At 61.1% G+C, this 16,571-nt stretch carries 17 protein-coding genes; 7 read left to right on the top strand and 10 right to left on the bottom strand.

Annotated features, from left to right (window positions below; genetic code table 11):
* Nucleotides 1-19: 19 nt before the first annotated feature.
* Complete coding sequence (locus MU846_RS13810; protein WP_246953738.1) at nucleotides 20-712, top strand: outer membrane beta-barrel protein; 693 nt, start codon at nucleotides 20-22, stop codon at nucleotides 710-712.
* A gap of 242 nt (nucleotides 713-954) precedes the next feature.
* Here MU846_RS13810 and MU846_RS13805 read toward each other — a convergent pair whose 3' ends face one another.
* The 7 genes from MU846_RS13805 to MU846_RS13775 form a co-directional block, all read right to left on the bottom strand.
* A complete protein-coding gene (locus MU846_RS13805) occupies nucleotides 955-1,482 on the bottom strand; it encodes a DCC1-like thiol-disulfide oxidoreductase family protein (protein ID WP_246953737.1) in 528 nt (175 codons plus the stop codon).
* A gap of 101 nt (nucleotides 1,483-1,583) precedes the next feature.
* Nucleotides 1,584-3,341 carry a C4-dicarboxylic acid transporter DauA gene (gene dauA, locus MU846_RS13800; protein ID WP_246953735.1) on the bottom strand — a complete coding sequence of 586 codons (1,758 nt, stop codon included), beginning with the start codon at nucleotides 3,339-3,341 and terminating at the stop codon, nucleotides 1,584-1,586.
* A 278-nt stretch (nucleotides 3,342-3,619) separates the two neighbouring features.
* Nucleotides 3,620-4,033, bottom strand: coding sequence for a hypothetical protein (locus tag MU846_RS13795; RefSeq protein WP_246953733.1), 414 nt, complete (start codon nucleotides 4,031-4,033; stop codon nucleotides 3,620-3,622).
* The gene (locus tag MU846_RS13790) at nucleotides 3,984-4,628 is read right to left on the bottom strand and encodes a transcriptional regulator (protein WP_246953731.1); all 645 of its coding nucleotides are present in this window, start codon (nucleotides 4,626-4,628) and stop codon (nucleotides 3,984-3,986) included. The genes MU846_RS13795 and MU846_RS13790 overlap by 50 nt, the downstream gene beginning before the upstream one ends.
* A gap of 239 nt (nucleotides 4,629-4,867) precedes the next feature.
* Nucleotides 4,868-5,308, bottom strand: coding sequence for a CBS domain-containing protein (locus tag MU846_RS13785; protein ID WP_246953729.1), 441 nt, complete (start codon nucleotides 5,306-5,308; stop codon nucleotides 4,868-4,870).
* Nucleotides 5,309-5,681: 373 nt separating this feature from the next.
* Entirely contained in the window at nucleotides 5,682-6,587 is a 906-nt protein-coding gene (locus MU846_RS13780; RefSeq protein WP_246953727.1) for an SDR family oxidoreductase, read from the bottom strand.
* A gap of 32 nt (nucleotides 6,588-6,619) precedes the next feature.
* Nucleotides 6,620-7,747, bottom strand: coding sequence for an acyl-CoA dehydrogenase family protein (locus MU846_RS13775; RefSeq protein ID WP_246953725.1), 1,128 nt, complete (start codon nucleotides 7,745-7,747; stop codon nucleotides 6,620-6,622).
* Between the two features lie 250 nt (nucleotides 7,748-7,997).
* Here MU846_RS13775 and MU846_RS13770 point away from each other — a divergent pair, with 250 nt between their 5' ends.
* The gene (locus MU846_RS13770; protein WP_246953723.1) at nucleotides 7,998-9,008 is read left to right on the top strand and encodes an AraC family transcriptional regulator; all 1,011 of its coding nucleotides are present in this window, start codon (nucleotides 7,998-8,000) and stop codon (nucleotides 9,006-9,008) included.
* Entirely contained in the window at nucleotides 8,998-9,885 is an 888-nt protein-coding gene (purU, locus tag MU846_RS13765; RefSeq protein ID WP_246953721.1) for a formyltetrahydrofolate deformylase, read from the top strand. Before MU846_RS13770 ends, purU begins: the two co-directional genes overlap by 11 nt.
* Before the next feature lie 64 nt (nucleotides 9,886-9,949).
* Here the strand turns inward: purU and MU846_RS13760 are convergent, their stop codons facing one another.
* A complete protein-coding gene (locus MU846_RS13760; RefSeq protein WP_246953719.1) occupies nucleotides 9,950-10,312 on the bottom strand; it encodes a YbaN family protein in 363 nt (120 codons plus the stop codon).
* A 184-nt stretch (nucleotides 10,313-10,496) separates the two neighbouring features.
* Here MU846_RS13760 and MU846_RS13755 point away from each other — a divergent pair, with 184 nt between their 5' ends.
* Complete coding sequence (locus MU846_RS13755) at nucleotides 10,497-11,660, top strand: NnrS family protein (RefSeq protein WP_246953717.1); 1,164 nt, start codon at nucleotides 10,497-10,499, stop codon at nucleotides 11,658-11,660.
* Nucleotides 11,660-12,109, top strand: coding sequence for an Rrf2 family transcriptional regulator (locus tag MU846_RS13750; protein WP_246953715.1), 450 nt, complete (start codon nucleotides 11,660-11,662; stop codon nucleotides 12,107-12,109). The genes MU846_RS13755 and MU846_RS13750 overlap by 1 nt, the downstream gene beginning before the upstream one ends.
* An 18-nt stretch (nucleotides 12,110-12,127) precedes the next feature.
* Here the strand turns inward: MU846_RS13750 and MU846_RS13745 are convergent, their stop codons facing one another.
* Complete coding sequence (locus tag MU846_RS13745) at nucleotides 12,128-12,787, bottom strand: hypothetical protein (protein WP_246953713.1); 660 nt, start codon at nucleotides 12,785-12,787, stop codon at nucleotides 12,128-12,130.
* A 253-nt stretch (nucleotides 12,788-13,040) separates the two neighbouring features.
* Between MU846_RS13745 and MU846_RS13740 the strand changes: the two genes are divergently transcribed.
* Together MU846_RS13740 and tusA are read left to right on the top strand one after the other, a co-directional pair.
* Entirely contained in the window at nucleotides 13,041-14,327 is a 1,287-nt protein-coding gene (locus MU846_RS13740; RefSeq protein WP_246953711.1) for an MFS transporter, read from the top strand.
* Entirely contained in the window at nucleotides 14,308-14,553 is a 246-nt protein-coding gene (tusA, locus tag MU846_RS13735) for a sulfurtransferase TusA (RefSeq protein WP_246953709.1), read from the top strand. Before MU846_RS13740 ends, tusA begins: the two co-directional genes overlap by 20 nt.
* Nucleotides 14,554-14,807: 254 nt before the next feature.
* Here tusA and MU846_RS13730 read toward each other — a convergent pair whose 3' ends face one another.
* A complete protein-coding gene (locus tag MU846_RS13730; RefSeq protein WP_246953707.1) occupies nucleotides 14,808-15,515 on the bottom strand; it encodes a hypothetical protein in 708 nt (235 codons plus the stop codon).
* Nucleotides 15,516-16,571: the final 1,056 nt, after the last annotated feature.

The raw sequence follows: 16,571 nt of genomic DNA, 5'->3' as shown, positions 1-16,571 counted from the left end.
CGAAAAAAAGGAAACGGTAATGCGTTACAGATGGAAAACCGGAACGCGCCTGGGGGCTGGCGCATGGGCATTCGGATTATTGCTGGTGCTTGTCACACCACCGAGCGAGGCTGCTTCATTCTATCTTGGTGCCAGCGCCGGGCAGGCCACCACCAGCGTGAGCGACGCTCAACTCACCCAGCGCCTTGCCGATACCGGCCTGACCGGCACCGGGCGCGCAACCGATACCGAGCGCACCGGCTGGAAGGTGTATGGCGGCTATCACTTTACCCAAAGCTTGAGCTTTCTCGCCGTGGAAGGCGGCTATACCCGGCTGGGCGAAATCACGCTGGCATTTGATGGCTTCAGCCCCACATCGGCCCGACAACTGGCCGAGGTTGCGCCCATCACCGGAGATCTGTGGGAGCTGTCGCTGGTGGCGCGCTATCCGATCAGCGAAACCTGGCACCTGCTGACCCGCCTCGGCGCGGCACGCTGGGAAATGGATTACGCGCTCGGCAACGACAAGGGCAGCCTGAGCGGAACTGATCCGGTGCTCGGCCTTGCGGTGGAGCGGCAGTTGGCTGGCCACTGGTTCATGCGGCTTGGCTGGGATCATTACGCCGTGCCGAGAGAAGACACCGATCTGTTTACGTTCGGGCTCCTGTACCGGTTTGGCGAGCCAGCTCAGCGGCCTGCATCATTACCGGCAGCACGCACAACGGCACGATAACGGTAGCCCTCCGGCAGCGATCAGGCGTCGTTGCCGGAGACGCAACGGTAGTCCGAACGAATAGCAGGCTGTCGAAAAACAGCCTGCGCTGACGGCTCCATCAGGCTTGAAAAAGCATCGAAGAGACTTTTTCAACACCCTGATAGGAGGAGCGCCCGGTGCGTTTCCAACAATAACGGCTGAGCGGAGAAACATTTTCACGCTGCCAAAAGCGCATGGCCGGCCAAACCGGGCGCAGCGGTTCAGAAAACCTCGCGGCCGGGGCGTTGCAGATTATTGATGCGTTTCTTGCGCAGCGCCTTCAACAGCAAATTGCGGCAGGCTCGCAACACCGGATAGAGCCAGCGCGATACATGGCGCGAGCCGAACAACCAGCGATTGAAGCGGTTGAAGACGCCCGAAGGTGAGCCCAGCAACGCCAGCATATGGATCGCATCGGCACCGTAATACAGCTGGTGATCCAGCTTGAGCACCATGCCTTGATCGATATCCAGCCCGGCCGCACTGATCTCGTCCATCAGCGGGCCCGGCTCGCGGGCATCCACCAGCACCAGCTCGCCGACAGATTCGCGAATCCGCACCAGATGGCAGTAATGATCACAAGCCGGGCACTGTGCGTCGTAGACCAGATAGATTTTCTGCATGACATCCAGATAGAGGTTCCGCGTTTGCTGTGGGCAAGTGGCGCCTGCAAGGCGCCATGCCCGAGTCGACAGCAACCGCTGCGGCAAGGCCGGTGTGGACGAAGAAGCCGCGTCATCAGGTGCCATCTTGCCATTGCCCGAGACGGGCGTTCAATCAGCGTCGGGCGGCGGCGTTGTCACACTGCACTTCGCCGCAGCCCGTATACCGACATGAATGCGTGCCGGCGTCAGGTCGGGGTGGCACCGTCTGCCACGCCGCGCTCACGTTCCAGCAGGCTTTCCAATGCCGCAGCAAGGGTGGGGCTGAACGCCAGCTCACCGTCGCGTGGCTCAATGCCTGCGCGTGCGAAAGTGCGAAGTGGCTGAAACTGCACATCCGCCACAATGATTTCCGTACCCATGCGAGCGGCACGAGCGGTGAATTGCGCAAACGCCTGCAAACCACCCGCATCGAGAATCGGCACGCCATCCATGTACAGGATCACGCCGCGCTGATCGCGGCACTTCACCAGCAGCTCATCGAACACGCGCTCCGCCGCCGCGAAAAACAGCGGCCCGGAAATCTTGATCACGCGCCAGCCCTCCGGCACCGGCAGATCGCCCAGCAATTTGCGCTGGCCGCTGATATCCGTCACGCGCGTCATGGCAGCAATCTGCTGCATGAACAACAGCGAGGCCAGCACGATACCTACCGCAATGGCGATCACCATATCGAACAACACCGTTAGAGACAGGCACACCAGCAACACCAGCACATCCGGGCCAGGCGCCCGCGCCAGCAGATTGCGCACCTTCGGTGCCTCGCTCATGTTCCAGGCCACCATCAACAGCAGCGCCGCCATGGATGCCATCGGCAGATAACTCAGCCAGCGCGCCAGCGCCAGCACCGTAACGACCAGCACCAGCGCATGCACCACCGCTGCCACGGGCGACGTGGCACCAGCGCGGTAGTTGGCAGCGGAACGCGCCAGCGCCGCCGTCGCCGCAAAGCCACCGAAAAACGGCGCCGCAATATTGCCCAGCCCCTGGCCGAGCAGCTCGCCATTGGCGTTGTGCCGGCGGCCGCTCATGCCATCCAGCACCACCGCACACAGCAGCGATTCGATGGCGCCGAGCATGGCGATGGTGAAGGCAGCCGGCAGCAGCGCACGCAGGGTTTCCGTGCTCAGCAAGCTGCCGCCATCAGGCATCGGCCAGAGCCAGGGCAATTTGAAATCGGGGAAAAACGGCGGGATACCCGCACCTGTGCCGCCGTCCGGCAATGGATAACTGAAGCGGCTGCCAATGGTTTCCACTGGATCGCCCAGCGCAGCAAACGCCAGCGAGGCACCCACGCCCACCAGCACCGCCGGCAAATGGCCCGGCAGCCGCAGTTTCAGGCGCGGCCAGAAAATCAGCACCAGCAACGTCAACAGGCCGGTGACCAGGCTCGGCCAGTGCAGGCTCGGCAACGCCCGCCACAGCGCCGTCAACCGCTCAAGATAGTGCAGCGGCAGCTCGCCGGTTTGCAGCCCGAGAAAATCCCGGATCTGGAGCGTCGCAATGACAATCGCAATCCCGGCGGTAAACCCCAGCGTCACCGGTGCCGGAATGTATTCGATAAAGCGGCCCAGCCGCGCCAGCGCCATCAGCACCAGAATGATCCCGGCCATCAGCGTTGCCAGCAGCAACCCGCCGAGGCCGAACTGGAACACCACCGGCTGCAACACCACGACGAATGCCGCAGTGGGGCCGGAAACAGAAAACCGCGAGCCTCCCGTCAGGGCAATAATCAGCCCCGCTACCATGCCGGTATAAAGGCCGTATTGCGGTGATACGCCGATGGCAACTGCCAGCGCCATCGACAGCGGAATCGCGATCAGCCCCACCGACAGCCCGGCAAACAGATCCGCCGACAGCCGCTGCCGTGTGTAAGGTTCTTTCAGGCATGCTTCGCGCAGAGCGCTGGCAAAGCGCAGGGACGTAAGATGTGAACGGTCTGCCATACTCCCCCACCATCATCTGCCCGCGCCGGATTGCGCGGGTTATTTACCGGCCCAAGTATACATTTTGTGCATAAAACCTGCTGTGTATCACCGGCGCCAAGGTTTTTCAGGGGCTACAGATAGCGGGGCAACCACCGCGCAGCACTCTCGACAAAGCGCCGGGGCAGAGCGCCGGGGCAGGGCGCTAATAAAAACCGCGAGAGTGTGAGGCGCTTGCCGAGATGTTAAACGCGCAAGCTGGAGCGGCCGCAACTCAAGATGACGAGCAAAATAGCGGGTTACTCCAGAAAGGCGGCCAGGTGGGCTTGTATCTGGTGGGCCACGCGGATGATCGCCGCCACCAGCCCTTCATCAATTTCGAGGTGCCCTTCGTACTCCGCCAGATTGCGTCGCCGATGCGCGTCGTTCAGAACCCGCCATTGTGCGGCAGACAAGTCGGTGGTGTGCGACAGGGTTTGAAACACCAGATAGCGGTTCTCTGATCGGAATCCCGAACGGCGAAGTGCAGCAAGAGAAAGAGCGTGGGCGGCGTTGTAGGCGAGGTCGAACCGGCTCTCCAGAGCCAGCTCTTTATTGTCCGCGTCTCTCAAGCGGCGCTGGCCCGATTCGAGCAGGCCGCGAACCTCTTGCTCGGCGGCGGGTTCAAGCTTGAGCTGGCCAGTCCTGACCAGATTTTCCAGATTTGAAGACATCGTCCTTGTGTCCAATCAGTTCAACCGTTTCCCCATGTAGCACGTTGCGGAGAAAAGGGTTGTCTTCCTCCAGGCGGCGAGAGAATTCGGCATGGGTATAAAGCAGTGGCGATACAGAACGCCCCAGTGTTTTTTCGGCGCTTTCCAGCATCTGGTAAAGCGTTTCGAGCATTATCGTATCGGAAACCACCATCAGGTCAATGTCGCTTCCGGCACGGTCTTGCCTGCGCGCCACAGAGCCATAAAGCAGGGCAAGAGAGATATGTTCTTCAAGAGGGCGCAGTGCACTTTTCAGAACATCGGCCAAACCAAACGTCTTCCGCGCAAGGCTGCATAGCTCTTGAAACAGGGGGCTTGCGGGATTGGCCTGGTAATGTTTCTGGTTGCCGATTTTCGAGACGGTGACAAGGCCGCTGTCGGCCAGCCGTCTCAGTTCTCGTTGTACCGAGCCGGCACCTATTCCTGCCAGCGCGATGACTTCGTTGGTGAAGAAGGATCGCTCGGGCTGGCCGAACAACAGCCCAAGCACCCGCTGCTGTGTCTGTGAGAACAGTGCGTCGGCGAGGCTTGTGTGGATCGCAGCGTCTATACCCATACTGGGTATGTTGATACCCTTTTTGGGTATTTTCAAGCTCCCGATCAAAGTTATGGCACGCAGAGCCGCCCTCCGGTTGCTCTGGGCGCCAGTCACAGGGAGGGCGCTCGTGATCGGGCACGCAAGTCGCTGCGGCAGATCGTGGTGCGAGGGGGGATGGAGAGCGGAAAGTGGAGGGAATCGGGTCGGAAATAACAACCGCTGCCGGGCGGCGGGTGAGGCGCCGCCCGGCGCAGGCTTCAGTGCATTGATTCATAGGGGCGACTGCAATCGGAAATTACGCCTTGCAGGGCGGCATCACTGTGGGCGGCAATATCCGAGAGGGAGATGACACCGCACAACTGTTTGCTGCTGGCGCTATCCAGCACCACCAGCCGCTGCACATGCTGACTGTTCATGTTGCGTGCCACTTCGTTGAGGTCATCATCGCGGAAGCAGTAGAGCACTTTGTCTGTCATGCAATCGGCAGCCTTGCTCTCCGGGCCATGCCCCTCCGCCAGGCCGCGAATGACGATATCGTGGTCGGTGATAATGCCCATCAGCCTCGTTTGCTGATCACCATGGCCGGCGATGGGCAACATGCCGCAATTGCACTCGCGCATCATGCGGGCAGCATCCTGCAAGGTAGCGTCGGCTTGCAGGTAATGGGGGTCGCTGGTCATGACATCTTCAACTTTCATGGTCTGTCTCCCTGACAGCTGTGGATAATCGAGGTCAAAAACTTCGCCCCGCAACCCTCTGGCACCTCGCCAGACCCATATAGGAGACTGGGGCCTGGCTGTCGTACACGCAACCGTGTGGCTGGAACGAATTGTTCTAACCAAAGCCTGCATAGAAGAGCGCGTAATAACATCTGCAGCGTGGCGCAGCGGCTGCGGCAAGGAAAGCAAAGCGCACGACAACCGCAGCGTTGCCAGGGCGGAGCGGGCGGGGAGACAGTTTTCAGTTGCGATGTTTCAAACGACCAATGCTGCGCAAGCGCGAGGCTGCCGGGGAGTTTGTTGCGCCGCCGGTGCCGTTGCGGCGCCACGGTGGGGCCGGCAAGCCGCTTGATCAGCCCCGGTTTTGCAGGTTGGCGAGCATGCTCACCAGCGCCTCCTGCGCCGAGGCCGGGTGATCGGCGTCGGTGAAGTCGGTGATGTGTTGCCACTGAGCGGCGATGTCTTCCGGCGTCAGCGGGGGGTCAACGGGGAACCCGTGCCCTTTGCTGCGCGCCCAGCGCACCTGGCCGGCCCAGCCGGCGCCCACCTCGAACAGCCGGCCGCCCTCGCGGTGGCTTTCGTGGCAAAGCTTGAGCACCAGCGGCGTGACGAACTCCGGCTTGAGCTGGGCCACGATCTGCGGCGGCATGATGGTTTCGGTCATGCGGCTGCCGGCCACCGGCGCAATGGTATTGGCGACGATATTACGGCTGGCGCCTTCGATGGCGAGCGTCTGCGCCAGCCCGTGCAGGCCGAGCTTGGCCATACTGTAATTAGCCTGCCCGAAATTGCCGTACAGGCCCGCCGCCGAGGCGGTAAAGATCAGCCGGCCATATTCCTGCGCTCGCAGGTGAGGCCAGGCGGCATGGCTGACGCTGAACGCACCGCGCACATGCACGTTATAAACCAGATCCCAATCCTCGGCGGTCATGTTGTGAAACGCACGATCGCGCAGGATACCCGCGTTGTTCACCACCACGTCGATCCGGCCAAAATTGTCCATCGCGCAGTCAACGATGTGGCCGCCGTCGGTCACCGAATCATGGCTGGCCACCGCCTCGCCGCCGGCCGCGACGATCTCCGCCACCACCTGGTCGGCAGCGCGCAGATCGCTGCCTTCGCCGGTGGTGGAGGCGCCGAGATCATTCACCACCACCCGTGCGCCACGGGCCGCAAACGCCAGCGCATGGCTGCGTCCCAGGCCGTTGCCGGCGCCCGTGACAATGACCACACGATCATCGAATTGCAGTGCAGACATGCGTGGTTGCTCCTGTGCTTGGGGGGCGCCGGTTACAGCCCCATGCCGCGCCCGATGACTTCCTTCATGATTTCATTGGTGCCGGCAAAAATGCGGGTAATGCGCGCATCGGTATAGGCGCGGCAAATCGGATACTCATCCATGTAGCCGTAACCGCCGTGCAGCTGCACACCCTCATCGACCACCTTATTGACCAGATCGGTCGTCCAGTATTTGGCCATGCAGGCTTCTTCCGGAGTCACTTCGCCGCGCAGGTGCTGCTGCACCAGGTTATCGACGAAATGCTGGCCGATGGTGATCTCGGTTTTCATTTCCGCCATCTTGAAGCGGGTATTCTGGAATTTGCCGATGGGCTTGCCGAAGGCGGTGCGTTCTTTCACATATTTCAGCGTCTCGTCGAACGCGAACCAGGCACCGGCAATGGCGCCCACTGCGCACACCAGCCTCTCCTGAGCGAGCTTCTGCATCAGGTACATGAAGCCCATGCCGGGCTGGCCGAGCACGTTTTCCTTTGGCACCCGCACGTTTTCGAAGAACAGCTCGGCGGTATCCTGCGCCTTCATGCCCATCTTCTTCAGATTGCGGCCGCGTTCGAAACCTTCCATGCCGCGCTCCACCAGCACCAGCGTCACACCTTCCTTCGATTTCGCGGCCACGATCACCAGATCGGCGAGAATGCCGTTGGAGATGAAGGTCTTCTGGCCGTTGAGGATGTAATGATCGCCCTGGTCCTCCAGGCTGGTTTTCATTGCTTGCAGATCGGAGCCGGTGCCCGGCTCGGTCATGGCAATGGCGAGGATGGTCTTGCCGCTGGCCACACCGGGCAGGTAGCGGGCTTTCTGCTCGGCGGTGCCATAGGTGTGCAGATAAGGCGCAATGACATCGTTGTGCAGGCTCAAGGCGAACCCCGATTCGCCGATGCGCGCCAGCTCCTCGATCATTACCTGGGCATAGCGGAAGTCGTCCAGGCCAAGGCCGCCGAACTCCTCTTCGACGAACGGTACCAGAAAGCCGTGTTCGCCTGCTTTTTCCCACACCTCACGGTCTACAATGCCTTGCTCGATCCAGCGCTCCTGGTGCGGCAGCACTTCCTCCTGGCAGAACTTGCGGAAGCTATCCCGGAAAATATCATGGTCCTGCTCGAACAGTGCGCGTTTCATTTCTGGCTCCCTGGCGACAAACTTTGCACAATGGCCGGCTTGCCCGGCGAGTCGGATCATTATTGGAACCGCCGTAAAGCCCCTCAATGACGCAATGTGCCAATTTGTCTGACATTTACTATCATGGGCGGCGGCCCGCCCGGCGGGGGGCGCCCAAAGCGGGCGAAATGGCCGTGGCTGGTGAGTAAAATCATGATTCGGAAGGGAATATTCGCGAGGCGGGAACAGACCATGACAGATGGCCAGCGCCATGATTAATCGCAAGACCATTGCCATCAACCGGGTGATCCGGGTGTTGCAGGGCGCGGCCCGCTCGGGTGCCTCGATACCGGCGTTGCTGGAGACGGCGGGTATTCCGCGCCGCCTGCTCGATGATCCTGACGCGCGCATCGAACGCGACAGCTTCATCCGTCTGATGCTGGCGGTCATGCAGCAGACCCAGGATGAGTTCCTCGGTTTCGGGCAGGGCCGCAAATCCAAGCCCGGCACATTCAGCATGATGGCTCACGCCGTCATCAACTGCGCCAATCTGGAAAAGGCGATACACCGGGGCATCAAGTTCTACGAACTGTTCGATCTGCAAGTGCAGGCACGGCTGCACCGCGAAGACGGCCTGGCCTGGCTGGAGGTCACTGCCAGCCCACGGCTGGATTTCCGCGAGGTGATTATCGAATCACTGATGATGCTGTCGCTGCGCTTCATGAGCTGGCTGGTCGGCAAGGCGATCGAGGCACAGCGGGTGGAGCTGGATTTCAGCAAGGGTGCAGAAGGGGAGTACCGCTCCACCTTTACCTGCCCGGTGGTGTTTGATGCCGGCAGCAATCGGGTGTTTTTTGCGGCGGAGTTTCTGGATCTGCCGCTGGTGCAGAACGAGCTGTCGTTGTCGCGCTTCCTGAAAGATTCACTGGCGCAGCTGATCGACGGCAATGTGCACAATGTCGGCCTGCCGGCGCAGATTCGCGCCATCATCTCGAAAGAATATGGCAACAACTTCCCGGATTTCTCCGAAATCTGCGAGAAGCTCAATATGACACCGCAAACCTTGCGCCGCCGGCTCAAGGATGGCAACACCAGTTACCAGGAAATCAAGGACGCGATCCGCAAGGATGCATCCGTGTATTACCTGTCGAAACCCGACCTGTCGATCGACGAGATAGCACTGCTGATGGGGTTCAGCGAAGCCAGCTCGTTTCATCGTGCATTCAAGAAATGGACCGGCATGACCCCGTCGGCCTACCGGAGAGAATACTTTGCAGACTAGCGCGCAGCCGCCCGCAGACGCCACCACCGCCCGCCTGCTGATCACCTGTGCCGATCAGCCGGGCATCATCAGTGCGGTGAGTACGTTTCTGTATCACCACGGCGCCAACATCACCGATTTTGATCAACACGCCTCCGATCCGCGAGGTGGCCGGTTTTTCCTGCGCATGGAATTTCAGACGCCGGGCCTGGATTGCTCCTGGGATGCGCTGAAAAACAATTTCCAGCACAGCGTTGCCAGTCATTACGGTATGGAATGGCAGCTGACGCTGGCGGCGCAGAAAAAGCGCATGGCGATTCTGGTATCGCGCCACGATCACGCCTTGATGGAATTACTCTGGCGCACCATGCGCGGTGATTTGCCGGCGGTGATCCCGATGGTGATTTCCAATCATGATGATCTGCGAGGCGAGGTGGAGCGCTTCGGCATTCCCTATCACCACATCGGCGTCAGCGCGGACAACAAGGCAGAGGCAGAGGAGCAGGCGTTATCACTGCTGGAAGGCCAGGTAGATCTGATCGTGCTGGCGCGCTACATGCAGATTCTGAGCCCGGAATTTGTTGCTCGTTACCCACATCAGATCATCAATATTCACCACTCGTTCCTGCCCGCCTTTATCGGCGCAAACCCCTATCAGCAAGCCTGGGAGCGCGGCGTCAAGCTGATCGGCGCCACCAGCCATTATGTTACTGATGAGCTGGATCAGGGGCCGATCATCGAGCAGAACGTTGCGCGTGTATCGCATCGTAACAATGCCGAAGATCTCAAGGCACTGGGGCAGGATGTGGAGCGGCAGGTGCTGTTGCGCGCCGTGCGCTGGCATCTGGAAGATCGCGTCATCGTCGATGGCAACAAAACCGTGGTGTTCATCAAGTAACGCGACAAGTAGCGCGACAAGTAACGGGATTGCACGCAGGCGCCTCGAGCGCCTGCGTACCGTCTCACTCCGGGCGGCGCCACAGCCAGAGCGCCACCAGCGCCAGAAACATCGGCAACCCCCCACGCAGCCACAGCGGCGCTGGCGAAAGCAGCACGCCGGCGGCACTGATCATCATCAACACCGAAGCCGCCCACTTCGCCCGGCGGGGCACCGCCCGATGGCTGCGCCAACGCTGGATGATAGGCCCGTAATGCGGATGCGCCAGCAGCCGTGCTTCCAGTTGCGGCCAGCCCTTGCTGCCCGCCCAGGCGGCCAACAGTAAGAATGGCACCGTCGGCAAACCGGGCAGTACAACGCCGGCACCACCGAGCGCCAGCGCCACAACTGCCAGGCAGCGCCATGCTGCGGTAGCCAGCCAATGCATAAGCGTCGTCTCTCTTTCCGGGCTCCGGGCTCCGGGCTCCGGGTTTCTGAATCCTGCGTTTCTGAGCTCTGTCTTTCTGAACCGGACGTTTCCGAACACTGCGATTAAAGATGCATCCATAATGCATCTTTGTCGGCGTTAGTATAATCTCATTGGCAGCGTAGCTCACAAGCAGGTATGGCCGATGAAACCGTCAGCATCATTATCAACCCTGGTAGCCTATCCATTCCGCATTTTTTTTCTGTCCCTGGCGATCTGGGCATTGGCAGTGGTTGCACTCTGGGTGCCGATCATCAGTGGCCAGCTGCAATGGCCGCTGGCCTGGCCCGCGCTGGTGTGGCACCAGCATGAAATGCTGTTCGGTGTGCTCAACGCCGCCATCGCCGGATTTTTACTGACCGCCGTTTGCGTATGGACCAACACCGAACGGCTGCATGGCGGTGCCTTGCTGGCGCTGTGGCTGGTGTGGCTGGCGGGGCGGCTGTTGGCCACCTTCGGGCAGGGCGTGCCGGAGATGATCGTGGTGGGCGTGAACCTGGTGTTTTTGCCGCTGGTGATGCTTGATGCAGGCTGGCGCATCCGGGCGGCGCGCCAGCACCGGCACCTGATCGTGCTGGCCGTGCTGGGGCTGATCTGGGCCATGCAAGCAGGCTTTTTACTGGTTTCACCGCTGCGTTTTGCGGAAGCGGCGTTGCTTGCCACATCACTGCTGATGATGGTCATTGGCGGGCGTATCACCCCCGCTTTTTCACGTAACTGGTTGCAGCGGCAAGGCCGTGATGCAGCAGCGGTGCGCACCATTCCTGCGCTGGAGCGGCTGGTTATCGTGACGCTATTGCTGGTGGTGCTGGCGGTGGTGACTGGGTGGCCGGCGCAGCTCGTGGCGCTGCTGGCGGTGCTTGCCGCAAGCACCGGTGGCGTGCGGTTGCTGTTGTGGCGCGGCTGGCTGGTGCGTGCCGAGCCGCTGCTGTGGATATTGCACCTGTCGCTGTGGTGGATTCCGGTTGCATTGTTGCTGCTGGCCGGCGCACGGCTGGGCTGGTGGCCGGCCAGCGCCTGGCTGCATGCTGCGGGTGTTGGCGCCATGGGCGGGCTGATCCTCGGTGTCATCGCCCGGGTAAGCCTTGGGCATACCGGCCGGGCACTGGTGTTGCCCGGTGGCATGGCAATGGCGTTTATCCTGCTCCATGCCGGTGCCGTGATTCGCGTGCTCACCGCGTTCACGGTGCTGCCCTGGAAAGCCGGAGTTGTCATCAGCGGCCTCTGCTGGGTGATCGCATTTGCGCTGTTTGTCTGGCGCTACACAGCGATCCTGGCCAGCCCGCGTGTGGACGGGAAGCCAGGCTGATGCGGCTGACCCTGCACACCGATTACGCCCTGCGCGTGCTGATTTATCTTGGCCTGCAACAAGAGGGCAGGTTAGCCACGATACGGGAGATTTCTCAGGCGTATGACATCTCCCGCACGCACTTGATGAAAGTGGCGCTGGAGCTGCAAAAGCGTGGCTATATCGAGGCCGTGCGCGGCCGGGCTGGCGGCTTGGCGCTGGCCGCGCCCGGCGCGGCGGTGAATCTCGGGCAACTGGTGCGGGAGCTGGAGCCGGATCTGGCGCTGGCAGAGTGCATGGGCGGGGAAAACCGCTGTGTCATCAGCCCGGATTGCCGGCTCAAGGAGGCACTGCACAAGGCGCGCGAAGCATTCATCGCAGTGCTGGGCCAATACACCGTGGCCGATCTGACAGCCCCCGGCAAACGCGCTGCGGCGCTGCGGGGGCACTTGCAGATTATCAACCTCTGATCGTCAACCAGTGATGCGTCAGAACCGCAGATGCAGCCCGGCGGCGTAACTGCCCAGTTGCTCGCTATCTACCAGATACACGGAATAATCCAGCGCCAGGCTGACGTTGCTCATCAATGGCACCAGCACGCCCAGCCCGGCGTAGCCTCCCACCTTGCTGTGCGAATCCGCGGCGGGCATCGCCGTCACATGAGTGCTCGATGAGCCGGCATAATTCAGCGTGCGGGTCTGTTCGTGGCGGGTTTTGATCTTGTGAGCGAATACGCCGGCACGGGCATAAATCAGCTCGTTTACCAGCATACGGCCGCCAAACTCATATCCGCTGACTTCCAGCCGGTCGCGGTTGGCCACATCCACCGAGTCGGGCGGGCTGGGTAGCGCCTGTTCTTCGGCGTTGGGCAGGCGGTTGAAGCGGCTACCTTCAGTTTCCCGTGCTAACTGGGTCAGCCCGGCTTCCATAGCGAATTGCAGCCGCGAGGTGGCCAGGCTGTTCAGCCACAAGCCGGCACGCACCCGGTAGCCATCAGCGCTGGTATCCATGCCGAGATTATCCAGATCCACACGGCCATACTGGAGCTCGATGAATGGATCGACATCTGGCGGAGCCAGTTCATCGGCGTAGCTGATCAGGGGCAGGGCGGCGAACAGGGGGAACAGCAGAAACTTGTTTACGCTCATGGTTGTTTTACTTGTTATAGCGGAGACAATGGCGCTCATTGAACCACAGCGCTGCGCCGGGTGCCATCATGGCTCGGCCGCTACCCGAGGCAAGCATGAGCAGATCAACGATGCACGCGCCGGATAAGAACAGATTTGCACCACGCGTTTCCCATACTGCGCCGGGTGGGGCAGCGCCGGTGTGGGGCGTCCGGTTGCAGGCCGGCTTTGCGCTGGCCGCTTGTTCGCAAGCCGCCTGTTCGCAGGCCGCCTGATGCCAGCGATGATGCTCTGGCGGGAACGCCGGCTGCTGTCGGTGCTGGTGCTGCTGTATTTTGCCCAGGGCTTGCCCTCGGGCCTGCTTGCCAAAGCCGTGCCGGCGCTGGCGCGAGAGGCCGGTATGCCGCTGCCGCATATCGGCCTGCTGTCGCTGGCCGCGCTGCCGTGGGCCTTGAAATTCATCTGGGCGCCCTGGGTCGATCACCTTGGCCTGGGCCGGGCCAATCATCGCAAGCGCTGGATTATCACCTGCCAGCTCGGCGCAGCCGGCATCATGGTGTGTGTGGCAATGCTGGAGCCGGCGTGGTTGTTCACGACAGATTTTCTGCTGCTGGTGGGCCTGCTGGGTTTGCTCAATCTGTTCTGTGCCACGCACGATATTGCGGCGGACGGGCTGGCCGTGCGCATGCTCCCACCTGCGCTGCGCGGGCCGGGCAATGGCATTCAGGTGTTCGGCTACAAGGCCGGCCTGATCATCGGTGGCGGCATCTTGCTGATGTGGATCGGGCTGGCCGGCTGGCGGGCCACTTTTCTGATGGTCGCGCTGGTGTTGCTGATGATGTTGCTGGCGGTGGGCCGCTATCCTGAGCCAGCCGCCGGCGCCGTGCCGGGCAAGCGTCTGGGGGCTGGTGAGGCGGCGCGGGCATTGGTCGGGTTCTGGTGGCGGCCGGGCATGTTCTGGTGGCTATTGCTATTACTTGGCTACAAGGTTGGTGACAGCTTCGGCTCCCGTATGCTCAAGCCGATGCTGATCGATCAGGGCTGGTCGCTGTTTCAGGTTGGCCGCCTTGATGTGGTGGCATCGCTGGCGGGCTTGGTCGCCACCCTGGCTGGCGGCTTGTGGCTGCTCCGCTTGCATCGACTGCGCGGCGTGCTGCTGTTCGGTGCCATGCAGGCGCTGGCCTTTTCAGGCTGGGCAGCGTTGGCCGCGATGCCGTCGCCACCAGCGGGCGCCATCTGGGCGGCGGCGTTGTTTGAGCAATGTGCCGATGCGCTGGCCACCGTGGTGCTGTTCACCTTGATGATGGATTACTGCCGGCCGGGCCGTGAGGGAGCGGATTACACCTTGCAAGCTGCCATGCAAGTGTCTGCTGCCGGGCTGTTTACGCTCGGCAGCGGCTTCAGTGCAGCTGGCCTGGGCTATGCCGGGCACTTCCTGCTCTCGGCGTTGCTGTGCGCGCTCGCTATAATGGCCGCCCCGTGCTGGTGGCGCGCCTTCCGGCGTCACCCGCAAACCCGGCCCGACACTTTCAGGATGCATGATGACCGACCAGCCCCTTGAGCCCTCCCAGACATTGGATGCCCGTGGCCTGCTGTGCCCGGAGCCAGTGATGATGCTGCATAACCGGGTGCGTGATCTGGCACCGGGTGAGCTGCTTGAGGTGCTGGCTACTGATCCGTCCACAGAGCGCGACATTCCGCGTTTCTGCCAGTTTCTCGGGCACAGCCTGCTGGAGAGCGAGGCGACGGCCGGCGTGTATCGCTATCTGATCCGCAAGAAGAGCTGAGGCAGAGCAGGCGAGGAAGAGAGGGCGGTAAAGACAAGAACGCTCGACGCGAATCCATATCGTGTCGAGCGTTAAATTGGCGGTGAGCGCCGGTTGAAATCGTATTTGCCGGGGCTCGTGCACACTGCCTTGAGCCGCTCCAGCAAGTTAAGCCAAGCATAGCGCCCCGCCGGTTATGGCGGAAATGATTTACATAAATCCGTAGCATAGCCGTGCGCTATCACAATGATATCAACCGTGCCGGTGCGGTGATTTCAACGGGGCGCCTGTTCCGCCGCCAACGTGGCAATGGCCGCCAGCGCCTCCGGGTCCTGATCCTTGATACGGTTGGCGATACCGTGCTGGAAGAAGTAGCGGAAATCCGGCATCGACTCCACCGGCACCAGGCAGGGGTCACCGGGCAGCACCGGGGTGCGTGTGACCAGCTCTTCATCGGCGATCATCGCCTGCACCTCGCCATTAGGGTCGAGGCGCCAACTGACCACTTCCACCAGGCTGATGGTCTGCATGCCGTCATCGGAGAGCACCGCGTGGGTGCCGATGATATCGGGAATCTGCTGCTCCGCCGCCGTGCCGAAGAACTCGGCGGCGGCCTCAAGCTCCTGTAACTTGTGCGGCGGCGCCTCGGTAAACAGATAAGCGCTTTCCGGCAGGCGAAAGCCCACCCAGCGGCCATTCAGCGGATCGGCAAGCTGCGGTGCCTGCACCACTTTCTTCAGCCAGGGCACCAGCGCCGTGATCTCGCCATCGTCCAGCATTGCCCACGCCAGCACCCGCAGCGAAAACAATTTGTCCGGTTGGCGATCATTGGCATAAAGGAGCTCTATGCCGTCATATTCAGGAGAGAGACGGATGATTTTCGGCTGGGCCGTGCGCCGCCGTTCGCAGAGCGATACCACCTTCTCGTGCTGGTGGCCGCGCGCGTGCTTACCGTGTGAAGCCTGGCCGTGCATGTTGGGCATGTTGCCCTCCTTGCAGCAGATTGCAGCAGGTACAGTCGGTGTCATCAGCGACATTTTCACGGTAGCGCCTTGCTGCTATGGCTGCAACCCTCTTGCGCGGCACAGGTTGTGAAACAAAGTTAAGCCAGCGCGGGTGAATCGCAACGGTGGCAGGCAGGGCGCGATGGCGACGGGGTGGCTTGATCCGGGGTATAGCTGACAGCGGGGGTGCGATCATTCAGACGAGCCGCTGGCTCATCGGGCCGCCTTGCTCGACCAAAATGTGAAAGACCAGCCGCTTCCGGAGAATGTTGGAAACGGCTGGAGTTTTTTAGCCCATCTTCCCCCGCCCCTTGTTCGCTTCGCTCACCCTTCGGGCCAGCCTGCGGCTGTTCTGCGTTTTGCTTGTCCCACTAGGGGAGAGAAAAGCAAAAGATCGTTATTTTGGACAACCCGTTGGTACTCTCGCGGATATCGGATATAGCGCCACGGAAATCGACGATGAGCCCTTCTTGAGCCCCTCTCCCCTGGTGGGAGAGGGGTTGGGGAGAGGGGGAGATTACGGCAGGAAATATATATTCAGCACTTGATCCAGAACGAAACTAGCTAGCGCTCGGGATTTTTTGGCGGTGTATTTTTCATGGAAATTTCTATTGAAGATAAGTGAAAGCGGTGCAACATGTAGCGGGTATCGTGGCAGCTGCATGTCCGCCGCCCCCTCTCCAACCCCTCTCCCCCAACCCCTCTCCCACAAGGGGAGAGGGGAGGAAAAAAGCTGATTCGCTCACCCTTCGGGCCAGCCGGCGGCTGTTCTGCGTTTTGCTTGTCCCACTAGGGGAGAGAAAAGCAAAAGATCGTTATTTTGGACAACCCGTTGGTACTCTCGCGGATATCGGATATAGCGCCACGGAAATCGACGATGAGCCCTTCTTGAGCCCCTCTCCCCTGGTGGGAGAGGGGTTGGGGAGAGGGGGAGATTACGGCAGGAAATATATATTCAGCACTTGATCCAGAACGAAACTAGCTAGCGCTCGGGATTTTTTGGCGGTGTATTTTTCATGGAAATTTCTATTGAAG

The organism is Alcanivorax quisquiliarum (assembly GCF_023051175.1).
GTDB classification, from domain to species: Bacteria; Pseudomonadota; Gammaproteobacteria; order Pseudomonadales; family Alcanivoracaceae; genus Isoalcanivorax; species Isoalcanivorax quisquiliarum.
The sequence above is the reverse complement of the archived record's forward strand: the minus strand, read 5'-3'. Positions and strand labels throughout refer to the sequence as shown.